Below are 23076 nucleotides of genomic sequence, written 5' to 3'. Positions count from 1 at the left end.
AAAGGGCAAACATAGCTTTATGAGCACCGACCATCCTGTACCGCCCGAGAAACGGGCTCCCGTGACGTCGTCGTCCGCACAGGTGCCTCCGGTAAGTGCAGTGGCAACGACACCAGAGTCGGCCAGGTTCACCCGCGCCGGCGCCGTGTGGTCGGCTTTGACCGTCGGCTTCCTGATTCTTATCGTGCTGCTGGTCTTCATCTCCCAGAACACCACGTCTCCACAGTTCGCCTTCCTTGGCTGGCGCTGGAGCATGCCGCTGGGGGTGGCGATACTGCTGGCGGCAGTGTTCGGCGGGTTGATCACCGTGCTGGCCGGAACCGCGCGCATCTTCCAACTGCGCCGTGCTGCGAAGAAGGATCTGATAGCACGGGGTTGAGACGGATCGGCACTGCTGTCAACGGTGGTTGCGCGGCAGCAAATCCCAAACATGCTCGGTCGCATTGACGCCGGCAACGGTGGCCGCACCGGATCGAGAGAACAGCAGACGGGTCACCGACGCATAGTCGACCGGGAACGACAGCAAGCGCCTGGTTCCCAGGATCTCGTGCAGCACCACATTGATCACGCCGCCGTGGCTGAACACCGCCACCGTGTCCTCGGGCGCGGACTTGCTCACCACTTCGGCAATTGCTGCGCCGACCCGGCGGCGGAAGCCGGCCTCGTCGACGGAGCTGGGCAGGTGTCCCTGCGCCATCCGGGCCCAGTCCGCCGGCCTCTCCTCGCGCAGCTGCTCGACCGGGATGTACACCGGCATCTCGCGGTCATACTCAGCGAAGCGCTCGTCGATCTCGACGCCCAGTTCGCGCGCCTCCGCGACCGGCTCCGCGGTCTGAACGGCGCGCCGCTGCGGACTGCTCACCAGCCGGCTGATGGGAAATCTGGCCAGCGCCTCCGGCAGACGGTGGGCCTGCTCGAGTCCTGCACCGGACAGCGCGGGGTCGGATCCCTGGCCGTGCTCACTGCGCAACGGCAGCGCATGCCGGACCAGAAGCAGTTGCATGGAGCCTTCCTGTCGACGCGCGGATGCCGCGAAGCTGCCCTGTAGATAATCAGATCGCTGAATCGCGCCTGCCGGCAGTGCGCCGGCCGCGCACAGCGGTAACTGTGCGGCAGAATCGAGTTGCACCGAAGAACCGGAGGACCGATGAGCGACCGACCCGACACCTCGATGAACGACCGGATCATCGAGGAGTTCCGCGCGAACGGCGGCAAGGTGGGCGGCGATTTCGAGAACGCCACCCTGCTGTTGCTGCACACCACTGGCGCCAAGTCCGGCAAACAGCACGTCAATCCCGTGATGTACTTCCCCGCCGACGGCAAGCTGCTGATCGTCGGCTCGTATGCAGGGGCCGACGTCGACCCGGCATGGGTGCACAACCTGCGGGCACATCCGCGCGCCCACATTGAGATCGGCTCCGACGCCTACGACGTCGACGCCCGCGAGCTACCACGCGCCGAGCGCGATGCTGCCTTCGATCAGATCACGAAGGCAGCATCGGGCTTCGCTGACTACCAGTCCAAGACCGACCGCGTCATTCCCGTCTTCGAACTGCCGAAGGCGTAACCCAGCTGCGTCCGCAGGTGTCGGGGCTCAGCTTTCGGCGAGCGCGCCATACAACGACTTCTTGGCCTCGGTCAGCGCGGCCAACACCTTGGCCTTGGCCTCGGTGAGCTTCTCCTTCTGCTCGTCGGTGCCGGACCAGGTGATGGTGCGCGCGAGGCCCGCCAGCTCGCGTAGCTCCTTGCGGATCTTGATGACGTCACCGAACTGGGCGGCGCGGGCGAAGAACGCGTGGGCGGTTTCGCTGCTGACACCACGCCACGCCAGCAGATTCCTGCCGAGCTCGGTCAGCGTGGCGACACCATTGTCCACTGTCACCAAGCCGCGACCGGCGAGTAGGCCGATCGCCAGCTCGGCCACCTCCTGTGGCGGAGTGAAGGCCCCGTGGGTCGCCTCGGTGGTGCGCTGCACGATCTGGGCGGCGTCCGCCGGACCGTCGAGCAACAGCGCCAGGGTGCCGAACGCCGCTCTCTTGAGTCGGGATCGACGCCCGCCGAACTTCGGACCGCCGGCTCCGCCAGGGCCCGGACCGCCGGGGCCGCCGAAACCGAAATCAGGTCCGCCGTGTCCGCCCCACCCGGGGCCGCCAAAACCTGGGCCACCAAAGCCGGGCCCGCCGGTAAAGCCACCAAAAACCATCACTAACTTCCTTCCACGCTTTTCCAGAGTCTAAGCCAGGTTATCAAGCTAGTTGATATACAGCAAGGTTGTTGATATGCCGATCGGGCGGCGGCAAACAGGCCCAGCCAAGGCTGGAGAATGCTATTCTCCGTACGAAGAGTGAGGTGTTCCCGTGACCATGACGAGCGGCGGACCACAGCCGGACGCGACGGCGCTGGGCCGATGGCTCGATGCCCAGAACGCCCCGGGTACCGGTGAACAACCGGTGCTCGAACCACTCAGCGGTGGTTCACAGAACGCCCTGTACCGAATCGAGCGGGGCGGACAACGCATGGTGCTGCGGATGCCCGGCGCCCGAGCGGACGCCGCCCGAGTCGAGGGCCTACTGCGCGAGATCCGGCTGGTGCGGGCGCTGTCGAGCACCGATGTGCCCCACGCCGGGCTGATCGCCGCGGACGATGCCGGTCATCTGTTGGGCATGCCGTTTTATGTCATGCAGGCGATCGACGGCTGGAGCCCCATGGACGGCGGCTGGCCGGCTCCTTTCGACACCGATCCGGCACAGCGCCGAGGGCTGGCGTTCGAACTGGTCGACGGTGCCGCCAAATTAGGCCGGGTGGACTGGCGTGCGCACGGCCTGGAGGGATTCGGCCGCCCGGACCGATTCCATGAGCGCCAGGTCGATCGGTGGCTGGCTTTTCTCGACGCGTACCGGGTTCGCGACCTTCCGGGGCTGGAGGCGGCCGCCGAGTGGCTCCGCCACAACCGCCCTGAGGACTACACGCCGGGGATCATGCACGGCGACTACCAGTTCGCCAATGTCATGTTCGCCCATGGTGCACCGGCGACGTTAGCAGCGATCGTGGACTGGGAGATGACCACCGTCGGTGATCCGCTGCTGGACCTGGCGTGGTGCCTGCTGGGTTATGACGGTGAATATCCCCGCGATGACGGCTTCTACCTCGATTTGACCGGCATGCCGACGCGCAGCGAGTTGCTCGAGCACTACGAAAAGGTCAGCGGACTTTCGACGGAGCACATCGACTACTACCTGGTGCTGGCCAACTGGAAGCTCGGCATCGTGCTGGAGAAGACCTACGCCGCCGGGATCCGTACCGGCTCAGGACAAGGAGGGGTCGACCGAAAGATCACCGAGGCGTTCGGCCCGATGATTTTGCAGTTGATCGCCACGGCCGCCGAGCTGACCCGAACGCTACCGAGCAGGGCCCGCTGATGGCTGATACGTCTTATGCAGAGCGCCTTTTCGACCTCACCGATCGAGTGGTGCTGATCACCGGCGGCAGTCGCGGCTTGGGGCGACGGATGGCTTTCGCGGCCGCCCGGTGTGGTGCGGATGTCGTGATCGCCAGCCGCAACATCGACAACTGCGTCGACACCGCCAAGGAAATCGAGGCCGAAACCGGGCGTTCGGCGATGGCCTACCAAGTGCACGTCGGGCGCTGGGAACAACTCGACGGGCTGGTCGAGGCGACGTACGAGCGGTTCGGCAAAGTCGACACCCTGATCAACAATGCCGGCATGTCACCGGTCTACGACACGCTGACCAACGTCACCGAGAAATTCTTCGACTCCGTCGTCAACCTCAACCTCAAAGGGCCGTTCCGGTTGTCGGCGCTGGTCGGTGAACGAATGGTCGCTGCGGGCCGCGGATCGATCATCAACGTCAGCTCGAGTGGGTCACTGCGCCCCGGCGCGGACATCGTTCCGTACGCCGCGGCGAAGGCGGGGCTCAATGCGATGACGGAGGGATTCGCGCGGGCACTGGGGCCCACGGTGCGGGTCAACACACTGATGGCCGGCCCGTTCCTGACCGACGTCAGCAAAGCCTGGCACCTCGAGCAGGCGACACAGAACCCGTTCGGCCACTTGTCCTTGCAACGGGCCGGGGACCCGGCAGAAATTGTGGGCGCGGCACTGTTTCTGGCGTCGGACGCGTCCAGCTTCACCACCGGCTCGATCGTGCGGGCCGACGGCGGGATCCCCTGAGGTGATCGCAAGCGCGGCGGAGCCGGGCGCAGCGGGTCACCGTGACAAACCTAGCGGTGATCGCAAGCGCGGCGGAGCCGGGCGCAGCGGGTCACCGTGACAAACCTAGCGGCGATCGCAAGCGTGGCGGTGCCGGGCGCAGCGGGTCGCCGCCAATGAATCTGAGGAGTCGACATGGCATGGGATTTCTCCACCGAACCGGAGTTCGAGAAGAAGCTCGACTGGATCCGCGAATTCGTTCGTGAGGAGGTGGAGCCGCTGGAGGTGCTGTTCCCCGGCTGCGAATTCCTGCCGCTGGATGACGAGCGGCGCAGAATCGTCGACCCGCTCAAACAACAGGTCCGCGACCAGGGGCTGTGGGCGCCGCATCTGGGGCCCGACCTCGGCGGGCAGGGCTTCGGCGCGGTCAAGCTCACGCTGATCAACGAAATACTCGGCCGCAGCCCGTGGGCGCCGATCGTCTTCGGAACTCAGGCTCCTGACACCGGCAACGCCGAAATCCTGGCCCGGTTCGGCACCCAGGATCAAAAGGACCGCTATCTTGCCGGCCTGCTCTCCGGCGAAATCTTCTCCTGCTTCTCGATGACCGAGCCGCAAGGCGGTGCAGACCCGCGAGTGTTCACCACCACGGGCCGCCGTGCCGGCCCGGAAGAGGATGCCGACTGGGTGATCACCGGGCGCAAGTACTTTTCGTCCAACGCATCGGTGGCTTCGTTCTTCATCGTCGTTGCGATCACCGAGCCGGACGTCCCGGTTCACCGCGGCGCGTCGACGTTCCTGGTGCCGGCAGGCACACCAGGGCTGGTGGTCGAGGCCACCCACCACCTGACCGGTGCCCTGCCCCACGAACCCGGCCATTCGCTGGTGCGCTACGACGGTGTGCGGGTGCCCTCCGATGGTTTACTGGGCGAGCCGGGCCAAGGCTTTCTCATCCTGCAGGCACGTTTGGCCGGGGGCCGGCTGCACCACGCGATGCGCTCCATCGGGATGGCGCAACGCGCTGTCGACATGATGGCCCGCCGCGCGAAAAGCCGATTCACCCAGGGCAGTCCGCTCGCCGACAAGCAATTGGTGCAGGCGTTCATCGCCGACTCCTACAGCGAGCTGATTCCTTTTCGGCTCACAGTGCTGCACGCCGCCTGGCTGATCGACACCGCCGGCGAGCACGCGGCGCGCCCTGAGATCGGGGTCTGCAAGATCCTGGCGTCGCAAGTGCTCAAGTCGATCGGGCTGCGCGCGATTCAAGTGCACGGCGCGCTGGGGCTCACCGATCAACTTCCGTTGACCATGGTGCTGCTCGGCGGTATCGCGCTCGGGCTGGCCGACGGACCTACCGAAGCGCACAAGGTGAACCTGGCGCGGATGCTGCTCAAGAATTACGAAGCCGAGGATCCAGAGTGGCCCAGCGAACTGTTGGACAACCGGGTCGAAGCGGTCAAAGCGAAATACGGCGACCTCGTCGACCGGGTTCCGGCACTGCCTGTTTCACCGTGACCAGCCGAGTGGCCGCGGCCGTTGACCGCGCTCTCGACGACCGTCACCGCGGCGCGACCGAGGAAGTCGAACGCATCCTGGCGGCCGCGGTGCGGGTGATGGAAAAGGTTGCGCCGGAGCCGCCGCGAGTCAGCGACATCGTTGCCGAGGCCGGCTCGTCGAACAAGGCCTTCTACCGTTATTTCGCCGGCAAGGACGACCTGATCCTGGCCGTCATGGAACGCGGCGTGGCGATTGTGGTGTCCTACCTCGAGCATCAGATGGCGAAGGAGTCAGAATCGGCCGATCAGATTGCCCGCTGGATCGAAGGCACCCTGGCACAGGTCGCCGACCCCCACCTGATCAGCATGAGCCGAGCGGCGGCAGGACAGCTGTCGGCCGGCGCCGGGTTGCGGTCAGCCGGTGACGAGATCATGGGACCGCTGCGCGATCTGCTCACTGAGCCGGTCGCCGCGTTGGGCAGCGACGACGTTCAGCGCGACGCCGATGCCGTGTTCAACTGCACGGCGGCAACATTGCGGCGCTACGTGGGTTCCGGCGAGCGTCCGAACAGCGCTGACGTCGAGCATCTGGTGCGGTTCTGCCTGAGTGGGCTCGGTGTGCCGCGGCAAAGGATCCGTTGATGCGTGCGGTGCTCTGCACTGATTACGGCGCTCCCGAAGATCTCGTGATCGAAGACGTCGCCGACCCGCAGGCGGGAGCCGGGAACCTACTGGTGCGGGTACGCGCGGCGGCGGTGAATTTCCCCGACGTGCTGCTGATCGCCGGAAAGTATCAGGTGCGGGTTCCAGTGCCGTTCACGCCGGGCAGCGAACTGGCAGGCGAGGTGGTCGCCGTGGGCCCAGAAGCGCCGTTCGAGCTCGGTGATCGGGTGTACGGGTCGGTGCTGACCGGCGCATTCGCGGAACTGGCGCTTCTTGACGCGCGCTCGGCGGTGGTCATACCGCAGGGTGTGGGATTCGCTTCGGCCGCGGCGTTCGGTGTCACCTACCGCACCGCCTACCACGCGCTGCGCTCGGTTGCGCAAGTAGCAGAAGGAGATTGGGTGGCAGTACTCGGCGCCGCGGGCGGAGTCGGGATGGCCGCGTTGGATCTCGCGGTCGCGATGAAGGCCCGGGTGCTGGCGGCGGCGTCAAGCGCCGAAAAACTCGAGGTCTGCCGACAGCGCGGCGCCGAAGCGACTGTCGACTACGAGCGGGAAGACCTCAAGTCGCGCATCCGCGAGGTCACCGACGGGGGCGCCCGGGTGATCATCGACCCGGTCGGCGGTCGCTACTCCGAGCCTGCGCTGCGCGGTTTGCGCCGCGGCGGGGTCTTCGTCACCCTCGGGTACGCCACAGGCAGGATTCCCGCGATTCCGCTCAATCTCGTCTTGTTGAAGGGAATCACGGTCCGCGGCATGGAGATCCGCACTTTCTCGGCCGATCATCCAGCCGAGGCGGCACGCGACCTGCAGGAGCTGGCACAGATGTTCGGTGGCGGCTGGGTCCGCCCGTACATCGGCGCCCGTTTCCCGTTGGCCGAGACCGCGACAGCGTTGCGGTATGTCGCCGAACGCAAGGCGCTCGGCAAAGTGGTCATCGACGTCGCTTGATTGTCACAGGGTTCGGCTAGGGCGTCACGATGTTGAACGCCGGATCGGGCCGGTCGAGGACACCCAGAAATGCCTCCAGGGCCGCCTGGTCGCCGGACACGTCGAGCCCTGGCGAATCGAGGTCGCCCATCACCGCCGCGAGTAGGCGCACCTTGCCGGTCAGGCTCACCCCCACGTCCGCAGTGGCGGAGTCGGCGGATACTTTGCGGTACACCAGCACGCCGTTGCGCAGGGTGATCCGGTAATTGGTTTCCAGGTCGGCGAAGAAGATGTCGATGGCGAGGTCCAGGTCCCATGCACGCGGCCCGTTGACGCTGGTGGCGAGGCCGTCGAAAATCTGCTCCGCCGTCAGCTGCGAAAGCAATGACAGTGAGGTGACTTGTGTTGCGGTGCCGAAGTTGCCGTCGCTCAACTCGGTTGCCCCGGACAGGAAGAAGTTGCGCCACGTCGCGTTCTCAGCGCCGTAGGCCAGCTGCCGCAGCGTGTCGGCATACAACCCCCGCGCGCCGGCATGCGAGCTGTCGGCGAATATCGCATGGTCCAGCAGCGTTGCCGCCCAACGGAAGTCACCGTTGCCGAAAGCCTCCTTGGCAAGCTCGACGACTCGGTCGACGCCGCCCATTGCCTGGACATACCGGGTGGCCAGCGCCTCGGGTGGATGTGGCCATAGCCGGGCCGGGTTGCCGTCGAACCAACCCATGTAGCGCTGATAGATCGCTTTCACGTTGTGGCTGACCGAGCCGTAGTACCCGTGGGTGTGCCAGGCCTCTTCCAGCGTTGATGGCAGCCGCAGTGTTTCGGCGATTTCCACACCGGTGTAACCCTGGTTGAGCAGCCGCAACGTCTGATCATGCAGATACGCGTACAGGTCGCGTTGCAGTGACAAGAATTCCACGATGCGCTCGTGTCCCCACGTCGGCCAGTGATGCGAAGCGAATACCACCTCGGTGCGGTCGGCGAAAGTGTCGATCGCCTCGGTGAGATACCCCGACCAGGCGTGCGGGTCGCGCACCAGCGCGCCGCGCAGGGTCAGCAGGTTGTGCAGGTTGTGGGTGGCGTTCTCGGCCATGCATAACGCGCGGAATCGTGGGAAGTAGAAGTGCATTTCGGCAGGCGCTTCGGTGCCGGGCGCCATCTGGAACTCGATCTCGACTCCGTCGATGGTGTGGATCTCACCGGTGCGGCAGATATCGACAGTCGGGACGATGACGGCCACTTCGCCGGTCGACGGCGTCTGGCCCAGTCCGCAGCCCACTTGCCCAGATGGGCCGCGTTCGAGCAGCGAGCCGTACATGTAGGTGGCGCGACGCGCCATCGCCGGTCCGGCATAGACGTTCTCCTGAACGGCATGGTCGATGAAGCCTTCCGGTGCCAGCACCATGACCGTTCCGGCATCCACCTCCGCCTGCGATGTAACACCCAGCACGCCACCGAAATGGTCGACGTGGCTGTGGGTGTAGATCACCGCGACAACTGGACGCTCGCCGCGGTGCGTGCGGTACAACTTCAGCGCCGCGGCGGCCACCTCGGTGGACACCAGCGGGTCGATGACGATGACACCGGAGTCGCCTTCGACGAAAGTGATGTTGGAAAGGTCGAATCCGCGGACTTGGTAGATGCCTGGCACCACTTCGTACAAGCCCTGTTTGGCGGCCAGCGTCGACTGCCGCCACAGGCTGGGGTGCACCGATGTCGGCGCCTCCCCGGTGAGGAACGCGTAGGCATCGTTGTCCCAGACCACCCGTCCGTCGGCCGCCTTGATGACGCAGGGGGACAGCGCGGCGATGAATCCGCGGTCGGCATCGTCGAAGTCCGCTGTGTCATCCAGTGGTAGCGCACGTACATGGTCGCGGTGAGCCGATTCGATCACTGCCGTCGGGTGCCTGGGGTCCACCGGGATGACACTGCCACCAAGCCGGTCCCAGCGGAAAAGAACCCACGGATCAGCGCGCCGGGGCCTCCGTCGGTTGGTCCGCGCGGCGCTGTTCGTTCTCGGCTTTGGTCTGCACCGCGACGGCCTCTCCGCGGGCAAGGGCCACCGTTGCCACGATCGTCACCACCGCCCCCGCGGCCACCACGAATAACGTTTCGTCGCCGGGGTGCAGGGTCTCACCGAGCACGACGATCCCCAGCAGCCAGGCAACCACCGGTTTCGCCACGGTCATCGTCGGGAACGACGCGCTCAGCGAACCGGCCCGAAATGCAGCCTGCTGATAAATCATCCCGATCACCGCAATCGCGAGCCAGCCGTATAGCAGGGGCGTGTGCAGCGCCGTCGGAATGCCCTGCTCAAGCAACTTGACCACGCCTTTGGTCAGCACGGAAAACAGCGCCATCAACGAACCCGACACGAACGCCAACAGCACCGCGGCCACCGGACCCGACCAGATCCGCGCCGCCAGCACGCATAACACCAGCACCGGGCCCATTACTGCAGCCACCACCCACCAGGTTTGCACCGGCGCCCGCGAATGGCCCGCCGTCGGATTACCGAAACTGAGGACCACTGCGACCGCGCTGGCCAGCAGCACTGCCCACATCCACTCCCCGCGAGTCACCCGGTGGTGCGTAATGCGCGCATAGATCGGCAACGCGAACAGCAGCGCGGTCACCTGCAGCGCCGACACCAGCATCACCGAGCCTAAAGCCAACGCGGCAGCCTGCAGTGCATAGTTAGCCACCGCACCCCCGCCGCCCAGCCACCACCGGCTGTCCCGCAATGACAGGCGAAACAATGCCAGGGTGCCGACCGGTTCGGCGGTGACCTCCTTCGCCGACCGCTGACGAACGACACCGCCGATAGCCGACGCCAACGCGGCGCCGAGCGCGAGCAGCACGGCGACTTCCGCCTTCGTCACGGGCAACCTCCTTAACCGCTCGATTGCCGCGCGGCTGAGCGAGTTTCCACCATCCCGGCCAAATCACACGACGAGGTGCTTCCAGGAATCCAAGCAGCTTAAACCCGACGAAGCGCCCGAAGGCCTAGCGTAGCCCGCTACGCCAGTTGTGTTGCCGACCTGGGTAGGGAGCCCGGTGTAGTAGCTAAGCGTCGGTCGTTAGCGGTAATCGGACGGTGAAGTCGGTGTGGCCGGGTTCGCTGTGCACTGCGATGGCGCCGTCGTGCGCTTTGACCACCGCCGACACGATCGCCAGTCCGAGCCCGGTGCTGCCGCCCTTGCGGGAGCGAGAGGTGTCACCGCGGGCGAAGCGCTCGAACATCTCCGACTGCAGCTTCTGCGGGATGCCCGGACCGTTGTCGATCACGCTGAGCTCCGTGTGGGTGGTGTCGGTGGTGAGCCGGGTCGTCACCACGGTTCCCGGCCCGGTGTGGATGCGGGCGTTGGCCAGCAGGTTGGTCACCACCTGGTGCAGCCGTGCCGGGTCGCCGGGGACGACGACCGGCTCGGGCGGCAGGTCCAGCTCCCACTGGTGATCCGGGCCGGCCACATGCGCGTCGCTGACCGCGTCGACCGCCACCCGCGACAGATCCACCGGTTCGCGTTCCAACGGCCGGCCGGAGTCCAGCCGCGCGAGCAGCAACAGGTCTTCGACCAAATGGGTCATCCGCTCAGTCTCTGAACGCACCCGGCTCATCGCGTGGGCCACCGCCTCGGCGTCGTTCTGCATCCTCTGGGCCAGTTCGGTGTAGCCGCGGATCGCGGCCAGCGGTGTGCGCAGCTCGTGGCTGGCATCGGCGACGAACTGGCGCACCCGGGTTTCGCTGGCCTGCCGAGTCGACAACGCAGCCGCGATGTGGTCGAGCATGCGATTGACCGCCGACCCGAGCTGGCCCACCTCGGTGGTGGGGTTGGCGTCCGACTCGGGCACCCTTACCGGCAACGCGACCTCGCCACGGTCCAACGGCAGATTCACGACCTCGCCGGCGGTTTGCGCGACCCGGCGCAGTGGCTCCAGCGCGCGCCGGATGATCACCAGACCGGCTGTGGTGGCGGCGGCCAGGGCGACGACGGTGACCACGCCGAAGATCAGCAGGACCCGAATCATGGTGGCGTCGACGTCGGCCATCGACAGGCCGGTGACGATGACATCCCCGTCGCGGTGCGCAGGACGGGAGATCACCCGGTAACGGCCGAGGCCGTCCAGGTCACGCGTTTCGGGCGTGTGGTCGTTGGCAATGGCCTGCAGCTGATCCGTGGCGGCGTCGGTCAGGGCGGCACGCGAACCAGTGCTCGTCAAATAGCCGGCCTCGATCGTCGTGCCGCTGCTCACGATGGCCGCGACCATGCCGGCCGGCTGACCCGGGGCGTCAAGGAACCGCGGGCCCGGACCAGGTGGCAGGGGACGCAGATGCCGCCAGGGCACCGGCGGCTGCCCGTAGATCGATGACGAACGGTGCGAGGCGTCGGCGAGCTGCCGGTCGAGCTGCGCCACCAAATGGTGGTACAGCGCCGCACCGGTCACCGAGGCGATGCCGACGCAGACGATCGCCAACAAGACAACCTGGCCGACCAGCAGCCGGAGCCGCAGCGACCACGCCCGCCGCGCGTTAGCGGGCGGGCTTGAGGACATAGCCGGCGCCGCGCAAGGTGTGGATCATGGGTTCGCGCCCGTTGTCAATTTTTTTACGAAGGTAGGAGATATACAGTTCGACGATGTTGGACCGGCCGCCGAAGTCATAACTCCAGACCCGGTCCAATATCTGCGCCTTGCTGAGCACACGCTTGGAGTTGCGCATCATGAACCGCAGTAACTCGAACTCGGTGGACGTCAGTGAAATCTGCTCTCCGGCTCTGGTGACCTCGTGGCTGTCCTCGTCGAGCACCAGGTCGCCGACGACGATCTGCGCGCCGCTGTCTACCGTCGTCACGCCGGTGCGGCGTAACAGTGCGCGCAGCCGCAACACCACCTCTTCGATGCTGAACGGCTTTGTGACGTAGTCGTCGCCACCGGCGGTCAGCCCGGCGATGCGGTCTTCGACGGCGTCTTTTGCCGTCAGCAGCAGCACCGGCAACTGGGGAGTTTGTTCGCGCAGTTTGTGCAGCACTTCCAGGCCGCTCATGTCGGGCAGCATCACATCCAGCACGACGACATCGGGCCGCTGTGCGCGGGCCGCGGCGATGGCCGATGATCCGTCCGCGGCGGTTGCGATGTTCCAGCCTTCATATCGCAGCGCCATGGACACCATTTCGGCGAGAACGGCTTCGTCGTCGACCACCAGCACGTTGATGGGATCACCGTCCGCTCTGCGCATCACGACACGCTCAACGGAATTGTTGGACACCGAAGTATTCGACCGAGTCACACCTTCAGTATCCGCTGGCCGATGGGCCGGCGCTGTGCCATTCCTATGCGCGCGCTGTGAGAGCTGCGGCGACATCACCGGCGGTGCCGCCGACCGGTTTCCGCCCGCGCTGAGCAGTCCGGGCGAGCGCTAGAACCAGTAACGTCTGCCGGCGACGGGACGACCGACCGCGCCGAGGATCCACAGGATCGCCCCGATGACCAGCAAGATGATGCCGATCGTGTACAGCACACTGATCTTCAGGACAATCCCGAGCACGAGCAAGATGATGCCGAGAACGATCATGACGACTCCTTTTCTGTTGTGCGTTCGATTTCGATGACTTACGCCCGCCTGAATCGTTGACCGTCAGGCCGTTTCACGGCCACACCAGTTCACTCAGTACCAGTGGCGTCGGCCGCCGACCGGCTGGCCGACTCTGCCCAGAATCCAGAACACGGCACCCATGACCAGCAACACGACGCCGAGCACGAAGAGCCACTTGATGGCTTTGAACACCAGGCCCAAGATGATGAGGATGACACCGACGCCGATCACGACGCCTCCACCAAGAGAAGCGATTCGGTGTTGAGAGCCGGCATCGAGCTGGGTTGTGGCAGGTCACAACCGACTTGCGGATTGACGCCCGCGTAATTCAACGGCCCGGCGACTACTGTGAGAGCGACGTTGACCGCCGTGGTGCAGTTTGCGTCGCCAGTCTTGAAATAGCCACGCTGCCACAGCGCTAACACCCCAATCAGAAGCCACACCAAAACAATCGCGCCGATAACTCCGCCATATCGCATCGTGACCTCCGTAGCGTCCGCACGATCAGTAGAAGGGTTCGTACCCTTTGGACCATATTCCAAACATGACAAATAGTGTGCGGTTTGACTCGGCGGTTGCCCTAAAAGTTATTTGATTGCGCTCTAACGGTGTCCCTGCTGGCTGCCGCCGTCACCCTGCCCTAATCCAAAAAGCCGGAGTATTTTTCGCGGCAGTGACAAGCCCCGGCCGCCCACTTTCCCTTGCGTCTCGCGAGCTTCCTTAGCGTAATCTTTGATCGATTCGTCGCCCTCTTCGGCGCGCATGTTCAGTCTCCGTTTCGCAGGATTTGTATGAAGTCGTGGCGCACGGTGGCGTTAACCCGGCGGTTCCTGGGCGGGCGGCTCTGCCGGTGTGAGCCGCTCCGGCGCCTCCGACGGTGTGAGCCGCTCCGGCTGCTCAGCCGGTGTCAATCGTTCGGGCGGCTCTGCTGGCGTGCCCGGCTCCGCGGTCTGGCTTGGTGCTGCGTCGACCATTGGTCGCCTCCTTCGTTGCTGCCGCGAAAAGCGCGGCAAGCTGTCCCGGTTGCCTACCCGTGGTCACGCACGCCGAAACGAGACATCCCAGCCGAACCAGATCCCAGCAATGTCCGGCATATGCCGTAAAGAGACACGACGTCGCGTCGTTCCGGCGGGGTAAGGACGACGACTCAGAAGGAAGATGACCGCTCCGCCGACACGAAAACCGTTGGCGGCGCTACGTCTTCGTCGGGGACGACGCGATCGTATCGAGCCAGCATCTCGGCCATGGTCGCCGACGAAACCGCCCAGCCGTGGTCTCGCAGCCAATCCGGCACATCGGTTCGTTCCTCGGGATACCAGAGTCCCTCGACGTCGGGCATCGCAGAGTTGGTCAGCCGGGCCGCGGCCGCGCGAAGTCGCTGCATCTGCTCACGTTGGCGCGTCAGACGGTCTGGGTCGATAGCTTCCCTGCTGGGCGTATTGGTGGCGAGCCAGGATCCCGCCGGGCTCAACCCGTTGATGCGCTCGAACAACAGGTCCTGAGCTTGCGCCGGCAGGTAGCGAAGCAGTCCCTCAGCGGACCATGCGCTTGGTTGTGCCGCGTCAAAACCCGCATCCTGCAGCGCTTTCGGCCAGTCCTGCCGAAGATCGACGGCAACGTTCACCAGTCTCGCCGCAGGTGCTGCCCCTTGTTTGCCCAAAGTGGCGGACTTGAAGTCGAGCACCTTCGGCTGGTCGAGCTCGTAGACGGTGGTGCCGTCGGGCCACGGCAACCGCCAGGCCCGCGCATCCAGACCAGCCGCGAGGATCACCACTTGTTTGACGCCGTCATTTGCGGCAGCCATGAAGAATTCGTCGAAGAAGGCGGTGCGCACGGCCATGAAGTCAGTCATGGCACGGACCTGCGCCTTCAGATCCGGGTCCAGCTGGTCGTGCAGCGACGGATCGAGGTACAGGTTCCACATGCCCTCACCCGCCGCCTCGAGGAAGCTACGGGCAAACGGATCGTGGATCAGCGGGTGTGAGCTCTCGGTCTCAGCCGCGCGCGCTGCGGCCACGCCCAGCGCGGTGGCGCCCACGCTTTCGGTGATATTCCAGGAATCGTTGTCGGTGCGTTGCATCCTCAGTTCCCTCACGTAGCGGCCAAGCCGGTTGGGACAGTACCCGCGGAAGCTGTGAGTCGCCCGAGTAGGTTCACCGGAGTGGAAAACCTGCATGCGGTGGCTGATTGGATGTCCCGGCAGGGTCTGGGCGAGGGCCCGCTGGAAGACGTTCGCACCATCAGCGGCGGAACGCAGAACGTCATGCTGCGGTTCACCAGGTCCGGCCGGGAGTACGTGTTGCGGCGTGGACCGCTGCACTTACGCCCGCGCAGCAACAACGTGATCTTGCGAGAGACCCGGGTGCTGGCCGCGCTGGCCGGAAGCGACGTGCCGCATCCGCGACTGATCGCGACCTGCGACGACCCGGCGGTGTTGGGCGAGGCGGTCTTCTACCTGATGGAACCCGTAGACGGGTTCAACGCCGGCGAAGAACTGCCGCCACTGCATGCCAGTGATCCTGATGTGCGGTTCGGGATGGGATTGTCGATGGCAGATGCGCTGGCCAGACTGGGTGCTGTCGATCATGTTTCGGTAGGGCTCGCCGATTTCGGCAAGCCGACGGGCTTCCTGGAACGCCAAGTGCCACGTTGGCTTTCAGAGCTCGACTCGTACCGTGAGTTCGAAAACTATCCCGGGCCGGAGATCCCCGGGCTTGACGACGTGGCCAAGTGGCTCGAGCTGGGCCGGCCCGACTCCTGGACACCGGGCATCATGCACGGCGATTATCACGCGGCCAACGTGATGTTTTCCCGGACGGGGCCGGAGGTGGTCGCCATCGTCGATTGGGAGATGTCCACGATCGGTGACCCGTTGCTGGACTTGGGGTGGCTGCTGGCCACCTGGCGGCAGTCCGACGGATCGAGCGTGTTCGGCCACACGCTGACCGAGAAGGGCGGATTGGCCGACACTGAAGACCTGCTTGATCGGTATGCCCGCAACACCAGCCGCGATCTGTCGCACATCACCTGGTACACCGTGTTGGCCTGCTTCAAGCTCGGCATCGTGATCGAGGGCACGCTGGCCAGAGCGTGCGCCGGGAAAGCCCCCAGGGAGGTCGGCGACCAGCTGCACGCGGCCACCCTGCGGCTGTTCGAGCAGGCGCAGATATTGATGGACAGTGCAACGCTCAGCTGACCCGGCCTGACCGGCCGTCACGGTCGCGCTGTGCGGCTCAGTCGGCGGTGGACCCCACCGCCGTCAACGCGTCGCCGAGAGTGCGGTACAGCGAGAACATCTGGTCCAAGCCGGTCAGTTGAATCGGCCTGCGCGTCGCCGGATTATTCGCCACGATCACGACCCGCACCGCCTCGTCCAGTCGCTCGCGCGCCGCCGCCAAGATCCGAAGGCCGACCGAGGCCATGAAATCCACGGCCGACAGCTCGACGACGAGCACTGTCGGAGCCTCCTCGAGGGCGGTGGTGATCGCGGACTCGAAGGTGGGGGCGGTTTTCAGATCGATCTCGCCGCTGACCGTGACAACGGCCACGCCATCGCGGTTAGTCACTGAGGTAGTGATTGCATCCGCAGGTGACAACAGCTGTCCTCCATTTGGCAATCTGTGCTTCAGACCACGGACGCAGGGGTGGGCTCGCCCGCGGTGCAGGCTGAGGAAATCATACTTCAACGTTTTCTGCACCGGCGGCAAGCTAGTCTTGGGCGCAAGACCGGTGCATTCCGCAGGGTATGAGCGCGTCTTGGAGGTCACATGTCCGATTTGACGACAGATCTGACGGCCACCAGCGCCGTTACCCAGGTTCCGAGCGTCTCGAGCGTCTCGAGCGAAGGTTTGCTGCCGCAGCTGGTCCAGCATCTGAGGCGGAACCGGACCGCCCTGCGCGAGGAGTGGGCACGTCGGATCACCGAGGCGAAGTTGCTCACCGCGATGACGCCGGACGAATTGTTCTCCGAGGCGACCGCGGTCTACGACAACTATGTCGAGGTGCTTGAGACCGGTAGTGTCGAAGCCCTGCAGGCCTATGCGCGCGACCTGTCCGAGCGCATCATCCCCCGCGGCGTCGAGACCGACGAGGTGGTCGGAATTGTGTTGTTGCTGCGCGACGTGCTGGCACGGTCGCTGTTCGAGAAGTATCAAGCCGATTTCGAGATGCTCAATCGGGTGCTCGACGCCTACGAGCCGGCAGCCAACCGAATCGCCAACACGGTCGCCGTCAGCTTCGTGCAGGAGCGTGAACGGATCATCCGCCAGCAGCAGGAGGCCATCCGGGAGCTGTCCACGCCGGTGCTGCAAGTGCGTGAACAGTTGTTGATCTTGCCGATCATCGGCGTCTTGGACAGCCAGCGCGCGCGACAGGTCACCGAACAATTGCTCAGGGCTATCCGCGCTAATCGCGCGAAGGTGGTGGTCATCGACATCACGGGTGTGCCCACCATCGATTCGACGGTCGCGAACCACTTGGTGCAGACGGTCGACGCGTCGGGTCTGATGGGTGCGAGCGTCATCATCACCGGTTTGTCCTCCGAAATCGCGCTGACGCTGGTGACGATCGGGCTGGACTTGTCGAAGATGAACGCGGTCGGTGACCTGCAGGGCGGCATCGAGGAGGCGGAGCACTTGCTGGGTTACGAGGTGACCCGCGCCGGCGAACAGTCCAGCTGAGCCTTCGGCGATCGCACACGTTCCATGCCGGTACCAATTCTCAAGCAGGGCCAGATACTGATCGCCACGGTGCGCTCTGCTTTGACCGACTCTGAGACCGATTTGTTCCGCGAGCGCCTGATGGCCCGGGTGACGCAATCCCGCGCCCTGGGCATCATCCTCGACGTCACGGCCATCGACGTGCTGGATTCGTTCGCTGCCCGGTCACTGCAGACAATCGCACGGATGACTCGGCTGCGCGGGGCCGTCACCGTGATCGTGGGTCTGCAACCGGAAGTCGCCTTCGCGATGGTTCAACTCGGGCTCGCATTCGACGACATGCACACCGCGCTCGACTTGGAAGAGGGCCTGGCACTGCTTAACAAGCAACTGCGACTGGACAAGTCCCCGACGGTCGGTGGCGACAGTGGCGGATGACATCGTCGTTGACGTCATGAACTCCGACGATATCGTCGCCGCGCGCTACGCGGGCCACCAACTGGCGCGTGATCTCGGGTTCTCGCTGACGGATGTCACGATGATCGCCACGGCGATCTCGGAAATAGCCCGGAACATCACCAGCTATGCCGGTCGAGGAGCCGTCCGGATTGCGTTGCAAGACCGCGATGGCCGAAAAGCGTTGGTGGTGCGCGCAGAAGACGACGGGCCGGGCATCGCCAACATCGAAAGAGCGCTCGAGGACGGATATTCGACCGGCCGCGGCCTGGGGCTCGGACTTCCCGGCGCGGGACGTCTGATGGATCGGTTGACCGTGGACTCCGCGCCGGGCCGCGGCACGGTGGTGGAGATGTGGAAATGGGTTCCCCCTAATGGCAGTTGAGGGCGGCCGGTTCGGGCCGATCGAGTGGGCGGCGGCGGCTCGGCCGCTGTCGAGTGAGGAGGTGTGCGGGGATCAGCCGGTCGCAATCGACGTGAGCGGCAACGCTGTCCTGTTTGGTGTGCTGGACGGACTGGGCCACGGCAGTCACGCCGCGCGGGCGGCAGCTTGTGGGCTGGAGGTGCTGCGTCGCAACCCCACCAAGCCGTTGGGCGTCCTGGTTCAGCTCTGTAATCGTGCGATGACTGAAACCCGCGGCGGCGCAATGACCCTCGCGCGCATCGATTTCGAAGGCGACTTGCTGACTTGGACCGGGATCGGAAACGTCACCGCCAACCTCGTCGCCAAAGCCCCCACCGGCGTCGCGCTCCGGTCGTCGGCGCGCCTCGGCGGCGGCATCGTCGGATATCGACTGCCAGAGACGATTCACGTACAGACCACTCCGATTCGCCCCGGCGACCTGCTTGTGATCACCACCGACGGCATCACCGATGATTACATCGACAGCGTCGACTTCGCCGCGTCCGCCGATCTGATCGCGGAGCGAATCTTGAGTCGGCATCGCAGAGGGACGGATGACGCGCTGGTGCTCACCGCACGGCATCGAGGCGCTTCGCCATGACCGAAATCGCGGAATTCCGTGGCGAGTACGCCGCTGCGCTGCATGCTTACCTATCGGCGCGGGACGAGGACAGCCTCGCTGTCGGGCATGAACTCGGTCGTCGGGCCCTGCAGGAACAAGTCAGCATGCTCGACATTATCGAGAACCATTTCCGGCTGCTCGAGCAGATTGCGGTCAACGCCGCCCTGGATGGACCGGCTGCGCTGGAGTTCTTGCTGCAGACCCTGGCCGCGCTGGACTTCGCCACTCGCGGATTCATCGACGGCACAAAGCGTTATAACGAGCAGCGGGCGCGCGCCGACGATCTCGCCGACCGTGACGAATTCCGCAGCGCATTGGTGAATTCACTCCAAGAAGGCTTTTTCGTCGCCGACCACACCGGTGTGGTCATCGAAATCAACGCCGCCTTCGCCGAGATGACCGGTTACGGCGCCCAGGATCTGCCCTACCGATGGCCACATCCGTGGATGGTGGATCAGCAGGCGGCAGCTCGGCAACAATCCCGGCTGGTGCGTGACGGCCGCGCCCAATACGAGACACCGATCCGGGCTCGAGACGGCCACCTCGTGTGGGTGGCGGTGAGCGTCAACGCGGTCACCGGGCTCGGGGCAGACCGCGGCGTCTTCGTCGGAACGCTCCGCGACGTCACCGCCGAGCGGGCTTTCGCCGCGCGGGAAAACGCAGTGCTCCGCCTGGCGACAGCGGTGGGTGTCGCCAGAAGCGTCGCCGAAGTGCTCTCGATCACCCTCGATGAGTGCCGGGTTGCGTTGAATGTGCAGCGGGTCGTGGCCGTGACATGGCCGGCAAGTACTGGAGAGCCGACAGTGCAGGTGGCCGGTACGGCCGCCGCCTCGAGTTGGCATGACCTGGACCTTTTTCTGCGCAACACTTTTCAGGAGGCGCGCCATCAGTTGCCGCTGACGGTGCAGTCGGTCGAGTGGCCGGATACACCGGGCAAGTCGTGCGGGATCGTAGCCATGCTTTCCGGCAAGGGGGACGTCGCGCTGTGGTTGGAACTTCGGGTACCTCGCTGGATCAGCGCCGAGGATCGCCTGCTCATCACGGTGCTGATCGGTCACCTCAGCCTGGCGATTCAGCATGTCCGCCAGTTCGAAAGCGCGCGCGAGACCTCGATGACACTGCAGCGGGCAATGCTTCCTTCGATGAAGCCGCCGGCAGGATTCGCCGTTCGCTACGAACCGGCCGTTTCGCCGCTGGAAATCGGCGGTGACTGGTACGACGTGCTTCCGGTTGGCGACCACCAGATCGGCATCATCGTCGGTGACTGCGTGGGGCGTGGCCTGCCCGCCGCGGCGGTGATGGGTCAGTTGCGCAGCTCGGCGCGCGCGCTGCTGTTGACCGGTGCGGAACCCGCCAGGTTGCTCGAGCAACTCGACACCGCGGCAGCGTTCATTCCGGATGCCTTCTGCACCACGGTTTTTCTGGCGGTGCTGGATACCGAGTCGGGGCTGATGCGATACTGCAACGCCGGTCATCCGCCCGCAGTGCTCGCCGCACCGCAATCCGTGCCCACCCTGCTCACCGATGGGCACTCGGTGCCGCTAGCCGTACACCGCGACCGCCCCCGCCAGCAGGCCTCGGCAACGCTGACGCCAGGCTCGATACTGCTGCTGTACACCGACGGCCTGGTCGAACGGCGAGACTCGCCGATCGACGAAGGCATCACACGTGTGGCTGATGTCGTGGCAGAGTCGATGCGGCTACCGATCGATGCCGTGGCAGACGTCGTGCTCAAAGAGCTTGCTCCGTCGGCGGGATACGACGACGACGTGGCGATGGTCGTCTACCGCCGACCGCCGGCTCCGCTGATTGTGGAAACCGATGCAATAGCCGACCGACTGCACGACATCCGCCACGCCATCGCCGACTGGCTGCAGGCGGCCGACATCGACGAAGAACTCATCGCCGACGTCGTCTTGGCCGTCGACGAGGCGTGCACCAACAGCATCGAGCACGCTTACCGCGACACCGAACCCGGACCGCTGTGCATCGAGGCGGAAATACGAAGCGGCAAGCTCCAAGTCCGCATCGTTGACCGCGGTTCATGGAAAGTACCGTCCACCGCCCCGACGTTTCGCGGACGTGGCCTGTCGCTGATCAAGGCGGTGAGCGCGGAGGTCGATTTCCATGGCACCGAATTGGGGACGACCGTCGAGATGATCATCGAATTGCCCGCTGTAATGGCCAAGCAGCCAGACTGACGAAGCAGTGCGGCGTGCACCACCGGGTTCGCCGAATGGCTATCCGTCATGGCCGCGGGTTGAACCGAATTATGCCGACTCTGGGATCAGGCTGCTGATGCAGAACGGATGGCCGGCCGGATCGATCAATACCCGCCACTTCTCCGGTTGCGGCTGAACATCAGCCTTGGTTGCTCCAAGCGCCAATAGACGCGACTCCTCTGCGTCGAGATCGGAAACCGCCAACTCGAAATGCAGTTGTTTCGGCACCGGTCCGACCGGCCAATTGGGACGTTGATGGTCGGCAACCCGTTGAAACGTCAGTAGGACGCCCGCGCCTTGCAGAGCAACGAACTCCGGCGAGGAGAACATCACCTTCAGGTCTAAGACGTCCTTGTAGAAGTCGCTCAACTCAGCCGGGTCTGCACAGTCAACAGCAACCGCACCCAACCGAACGTTTCCCACCGCATCACCCTTCGGGTCGTCTGGATCGTCATTGGTTTGCCTGAGTTTCGCATGACTGACCGACGAGCACACGGTCTCTCTGGGCGAGCTGTCGCCTACTCGCTGTCGTGGTCGCGAGAGGCGTCACCTGGTGGCGAAGGGATCGGCGACTTCGTCTTAATTCAAGACTGCGTCAGGCACTCCTCGACCGGCCAGCCGAGCTGCTCCCACATCGACAGCTTGTTCCAATCCTTGATGAACTCGACAAGCTTCCCGTCCTGCACCCGAAAAAGGGCGGCCGCGGACCAGCGGGCTTTGCGACCGGTCGGAGCAATGTCGCCGTGTGCTTTCCCGGAGTGGCTGCCCTCGGCCGTGTAACGCAGACACACCCGATCACCCGAACCGAACGAAACGTCGAAGTTGACGATATGCAGATCGTTGACCTGTTCCATCAGCCGGCCGTGATCCTCCGCATATTCCTCGAGCGTGGCCACGCCGGGAAACGTGGTCGGTGCGATGAAACGATTGTTCGGCGCGCACAGATGCGCGACGGCTTGTGCGCTGGCCCGGCCGGGCGAATAGGAGATTTCCATGTATTCGCGGACCAGTTCGATGTTGTGTTGCTCATCTGTCGTCGACATGAATTTCTCCTCGCCCGAAATCGGTTGCGCCTGAATACACTTCGATTGACAACTACCCGGGATCGGGGCGACGAAAACACGCGCTGAGGCGGCTTCCGTCAGCCGGCCGGGAAAGTGTCGGCCGAGCGATTCGCTTTGTTATCGAGTCCCGCTCAGGGAATAAGCCGGCCGGCGTGCGGGGTTCCGGCCCACATGAGTGCTTTCAGCGAGACGGAACGTGAGGGATTCCTCGAAGCTAAACACGTCGCGGTGTTGTCCGTCGCGGCCACCGATGGCCGACCGCCGGCAAGTGTCCCCATCTGGTACGACTACACCCCGGGCGGGCACATCCGCATCAGCACCGGCGCACGGTCCCGCAAGGCGAAGCTCATCGAGCGAGCCGGTGCCGTAACGGTCGTCGTCCAGCGCGAAGAGCCGCCGTACCAATATGTGGTCGTGGAGGGCACCGTGGTCGACACCACCCAACCCACTCCGCTGGAGGTCCGCGAGGAAATCGCAGTCCGCTACCTCGGCAAAGAAGGTGGACGTGCTTTCGTCGAGAGCATGAAGGATACGGACAGCGTGTTGATCACCGTCCGGCCGGATCGCTGGCTGACCGCCGATTTCTCCGACGAGATCTGAGCGCGCCCGAAGAGATTCGAACTCCCAACCTTCTGATCCGTAGTCAGATGCTCTATCCGTTGAGCTACGGGCGCCTGTGTTCAGTTGTCTCAGCGGAGGCGAGAGGATTTGAACCTCCGGTCCCCGGTAAGAGGACAACTCATTAGCAGTGAGTCCCATTCGGCCGCTCTGGCACGCCTCCTTTTGGACTTCCCGAGGGTAC

Annotated in this window: 28 protein-coding genes and 2 tRNA genes; 14 read left to right on the top strand and 16 right to left on the bottom strand. The window is 64.8% G+C overall.

The features are described from left to right. Positions 1–19: 19 nt before the first annotated feature. Entirely contained in the window at positions 20–379 is a 360-nt protein-coding gene (locus tag WA317_RS16830; RefSeq protein ID WP_425174107.1) for a LapA family protein, read from the top strand. 18 nt (positions 380–397) lie between these two features. On the opposite strand, the gene WA317_RS16825 is transcribed toward WA317_RS16830, so the two are convergent. Continuing rightward, the gene (locus WA317_RS16825; RefSeq protein ID WP_425174106.1) at positions 398–1003 is read right to left on the bottom strand and encodes a histidine phosphatase family protein; all 606 of its coding nucleotides are present in this window, start codon (positions 1001–1003) and stop codon (positions 398–400) included. 144 nt (positions 1004–1147) lie between these two features. Between WA317_RS16825 and WA317_RS16820 the strand changes: the two genes are divergently transcribed. Further along, positions 1148–1567 (top strand): nitroreductase family deazaflavin-dependent oxidoreductase, encoded by a 420-nt coding sequence (locus WA317_RS16820; protein ID WP_425174105.1) that lies wholly within the window; start codon positions 1148–1150, stop codon positions 1565–1567. 27 nt (positions 1568–1594) lie between these two features. Here WA317_RS16820 and WA317_RS16815 read toward each other — a convergent pair whose 3' ends face one another. Further along, positions 1595–2203 carry a hypothetical protein gene (locus WA317_RS16815; protein ID WP_425174104.1) on the bottom strand — a complete coding sequence of 203 codons (609 nt, stop codon included), beginning with the start codon at positions 2201–2203 and terminating at the stop codon, positions 1595–1597. 160 nt (positions 2204–2363) lie between these two features. On the opposite strand from WA317_RS16815, the gene WA317_RS16810 reads away from it, so the two are divergent. The 5 genes from WA317_RS16810 to WA317_RS16790 all read left to right on the top strand — a co-directional run bounded on the left by WA317_RS16810 (position 2364) and on the right by WA317_RS16790 (position 7280). Next, positions 2364–3419, top strand: coding sequence for a phosphotransferase family protein (locus tag WA317_RS16810; protein ID WP_425174117.1), 1056 nt, complete (start codon positions 2364–2366; stop codon positions 3417–3419). Continuing rightward, positions 3419–4192, top strand: coding sequence for an SDR family NAD(P)-dependent oxidoreductase (locus WA317_RS16805; protein ID WP_425174103.1), 774 nt, complete (start codon positions 3419–3421; stop codon positions 4190–4192). Before WA317_RS16810 ends, WA317_RS16805 begins: the two co-directional genes overlap by 1 nt. Before the next feature lie 174 nt (positions 4193–4366). Next, positions 4367–5686 (top strand): acyl-CoA dehydrogenase family protein, encoded by a 1320-nt coding sequence (locus WA317_RS16800; RefSeq protein WP_425174102.1) that lies wholly within the window; start codon positions 4367–4369, stop codon positions 5684–5686. Further along, positions 5683–6309, top strand: coding sequence for a TetR/AcrR family transcriptional regulator (locus WA317_RS16795; protein ID WP_425174101.1), 627 nt, complete (start codon positions 5683–5685; stop codon positions 6307–6309). Before WA317_RS16800 ends, WA317_RS16795 begins: the two co-directional genes overlap by 4 nt. Next, positions 6309–7280 (top strand): NADPH:quinone oxidoreductase family protein, encoded by a 972-nt coding sequence (locus tag WA317_RS16790; protein WP_425174100.1) that lies wholly within the window; start codon positions 6309–6311, stop codon positions 7278–7280. The genes WA317_RS16795 and WA317_RS16790 overlap by 1 nt, the downstream gene beginning before the upstream one ends. 16 nt (positions 7281–7296) lie before the next feature. Here WA317_RS16790 and WA317_RS16785 read toward each other — a convergent pair whose 3' ends face one another. From WA317_RS16785 to WA317_RS16745, 9 genes are all read right to left on the bottom strand, one after another. Continuing rightward, entirely contained in the window at positions 7297–9180 is a 1884-nt protein-coding gene (locus WA317_RS16785) for an alkyl/aryl-sulfatase (protein ID WP_425174116.1), read from the bottom strand. Positions 9181–9223: 43 nt separating this feature from the next. Beyond that, entirely contained in the window at positions 9224–10138 is a 915-nt protein-coding gene (locus tag WA317_RS16780) for a DMT family transporter (RefSeq protein WP_425174099.1), read from the bottom strand. A gap of 184 nt (positions 10139–10322) precedes the next feature. Next, entirely contained in the window at positions 10323–11810 is a 1488-nt protein-coding gene (locus tag WA317_RS16775; protein WP_425174098.1) for a sensor histidine kinase, read from the bottom strand. Continuing rightward, positions 11788–12492 carry a response regulator transcription factor gene (locus WA317_RS16770; protein ID WP_425174115.1) on the bottom strand — a complete coding sequence of 235 codons (705 nt, stop codon included), beginning with the start codon at positions 12490–12492 and terminating at the stop codon, positions 11788–11790. Before WA317_RS16770 ends, WA317_RS16775 begins: the two co-directional genes overlap by 23 nt. A 180-nt stretch (positions 12493–12672) precedes the next feature. After that, positions 12673–12828 (bottom strand): hypothetical protein, encoded by a 156-nt coding sequence (locus WA317_RS16765; RefSeq protein ID WP_425174097.1) that lies wholly within the window; start codon positions 12826–12828, stop codon positions 12673–12675. 93 nt (positions 12829–12921) lie between these two features. Beyond that, positions 12922–13080 carry a DUF6131 family protein gene (locus tag WA317_RS16760; RefSeq protein ID WP_425174096.1) on the bottom strand — a complete coding sequence of 53 codons (159 nt, stop codon included), beginning with the start codon at positions 13078–13080 and terminating at the stop codon, positions 12922–12924. Beyond that, entirely contained in the window at positions 13077–13328 is a 252-nt protein-coding gene (locus WA317_RS16755) for a hypothetical protein (RefSeq protein WP_425174095.1), read from the bottom strand. Before WA317_RS16755 ends, WA317_RS16760 begins: the two co-directional genes overlap by 4 nt. A 336-nt stretch (positions 13329–13664) precedes the next feature. Continuing rightward, the gene (locus WA317_RS16750; RefSeq protein WP_425174094.1) at positions 13665–13823 is read right to left on the bottom strand and encodes a hypothetical protein; all 159 of its coding nucleotides are present in this window, start codon (positions 13821–13823) and stop codon (positions 13665–13667) included. A 173-nt stretch (positions 13824–13996) separates the two neighbouring features. Next, positions 13997–14929 (bottom strand): class I SAM-dependent methyltransferase, encoded by a 933-nt coding sequence (locus WA317_RS16745; RefSeq protein ID WP_425174093.1) that lies wholly within the window; start codon positions 14927–14929, stop codon positions 13997–13999. Positions 14930–15040: 111 nt separating this feature from the next. On the opposite strand from WA317_RS16745, the gene WA317_RS16740 reads away from it, so the two are divergent. Continuing rightward, positions 15041–16045 carry a phosphotransferase family protein gene (locus WA317_RS16740; protein WP_425174114.1) on the top strand — a complete coding sequence of 335 codons (1005 nt, stop codon included), beginning with the start codon at positions 15041–15043 and terminating at the stop codon, positions 16043–16045. Between the two features lie 37 nt (positions 16046–16082). Here WA317_RS16740 and WA317_RS16735 read toward each other — a convergent pair whose 3' ends face one another. Further along, positions 16083–16445 carry an STAS domain-containing protein gene (locus WA317_RS16735; RefSeq protein ID WP_425174092.1) on the bottom strand — a complete coding sequence of 121 codons (363 nt, stop codon included), beginning with the start codon at positions 16443–16445 and terminating at the stop codon, positions 16083–16085. Positions 16446–16616: 171 nt separating this feature from the next. On the opposite strand from WA317_RS16735, the gene WA317_RS16730 reads away from it, so the two are divergent. Genes WA317_RS16730 through WA317_RS16710 form a run of 5 tightly spaced genes read left to right on the top strand, consistent with a single transcriptional unit; the run spans position 16617 to position 21189 of the window. Further along, positions 16617–17528 (top strand): STAS domain-containing protein, encoded by a 912-nt coding sequence (locus WA317_RS16730; RefSeq protein WP_425174091.1) that lies wholly within the window; start codon positions 16617–16619, stop codon positions 17526–17528. A 24-nt stretch (positions 17529–17552) separates the two neighbouring features. Then, positions 17553–17945 (top strand): STAS domain-containing protein, encoded by a 393-nt coding sequence (locus WA317_RS16725; protein ID WP_425174090.1) that lies wholly within the window; start codon positions 17553–17555, stop codon positions 17943–17945. Then, entirely contained in the window at positions 17935–18348 is a 414-nt protein-coding gene (locus tag WA317_RS16720) for an ATP-binding protein (RefSeq protein ID WP_425174089.1), read from the top strand. Before WA317_RS16725 ends, WA317_RS16720 begins: the two co-directional genes overlap by 11 nt. Next, positions 18338–18967, top strand: coding sequence for a SpoIIE family protein phosphatase (locus WA317_RS16715; protein WP_425174088.1), 630 nt, complete (start codon positions 18338–18340; stop codon positions 18965–18967). The genes WA317_RS16720 and WA317_RS16715 overlap by 11 nt, the downstream gene beginning before the upstream one ends. Next, the gene (locus WA317_RS16710; protein ID WP_425174087.1) at positions 18964–21189 is read left to right on the top strand and encodes a SpoIIE family protein phosphatase; all 2226 of its coding nucleotides are present in this window, start codon (positions 18964–18966) and stop codon (positions 21187–21189) included. Before WA317_RS16715 ends, WA317_RS16710 begins: the two co-directional genes overlap by 4 nt. 69 nt (positions 21190–21258) lie before the next feature. On the opposite strand, the gene WA317_RS16705 is transcribed toward WA317_RS16710, so the two are convergent. Both WA317_RS16705 and WA317_RS16700 read right to left on the bottom strand, forming a co-directional pair. After that, positions 21259–21633 (bottom strand): VOC family protein, encoded by a 375-nt coding sequence (locus WA317_RS16705; protein WP_425174086.1) that lies wholly within the window; start codon positions 21631–21633, stop codon positions 21259–21261. A 161-nt stretch (positions 21634–21794) separates the two neighbouring features. Beyond that, the gene (locus WA317_RS16700) at positions 21795–22253 is read right to left on the bottom strand and encodes an ester cyclase (protein ID WP_425174085.1); all 459 of its coding nucleotides are present in this window, start codon (positions 22251–22253) and stop codon (positions 21795–21797) included. Between the two features lie 192 nt (positions 22254–22445). Here WA317_RS16700 and WA317_RS16695 point away from each other — a divergent pair, with 192 nt between their 5' ends. After that, positions 22446–22874, top strand: a complete 429-nt coding sequence (locus WA317_RS16695) for a pyridoxamine 5'-phosphate oxidase family protein (RefSeq protein WP_425174084.1) — start codon at positions 22446–22448, stop codon at positions 22872–22874. A 1-nt stretch (position 22875) separates the two neighbouring features. Here the strand turns inward: WA317_RS16695 and WA317_RS16690 are convergent. Together WA317_RS16690 and WA317_RS16685 are read right to left on the bottom strand one after the other, a co-directional pair. Beyond that, positions 22876–22948: transfer RNA gene (locus WA317_RS16690), tRNA-Arg, on the bottom strand. Positions 22949–22967: 19 nt separating this feature from the next. After that, positions 22968–23055 (bottom strand) — tRNA-Ser (locus WA317_RS16685). Positions 23056–23076 lie beyond the last annotated feature (21 nt).

It is taken from the genome of Mycobacterium sp. (assembly GCF_049802695.1).
Taxonomy (GTDB): Bacteria; Actinomycetota; Actinomycetes; order Mycobacteriales; family Mycobacteriaceae; genus Mycobacterium.
This window is presented reverse-complemented; position numbering and strand designations above follow the sequence as displayed.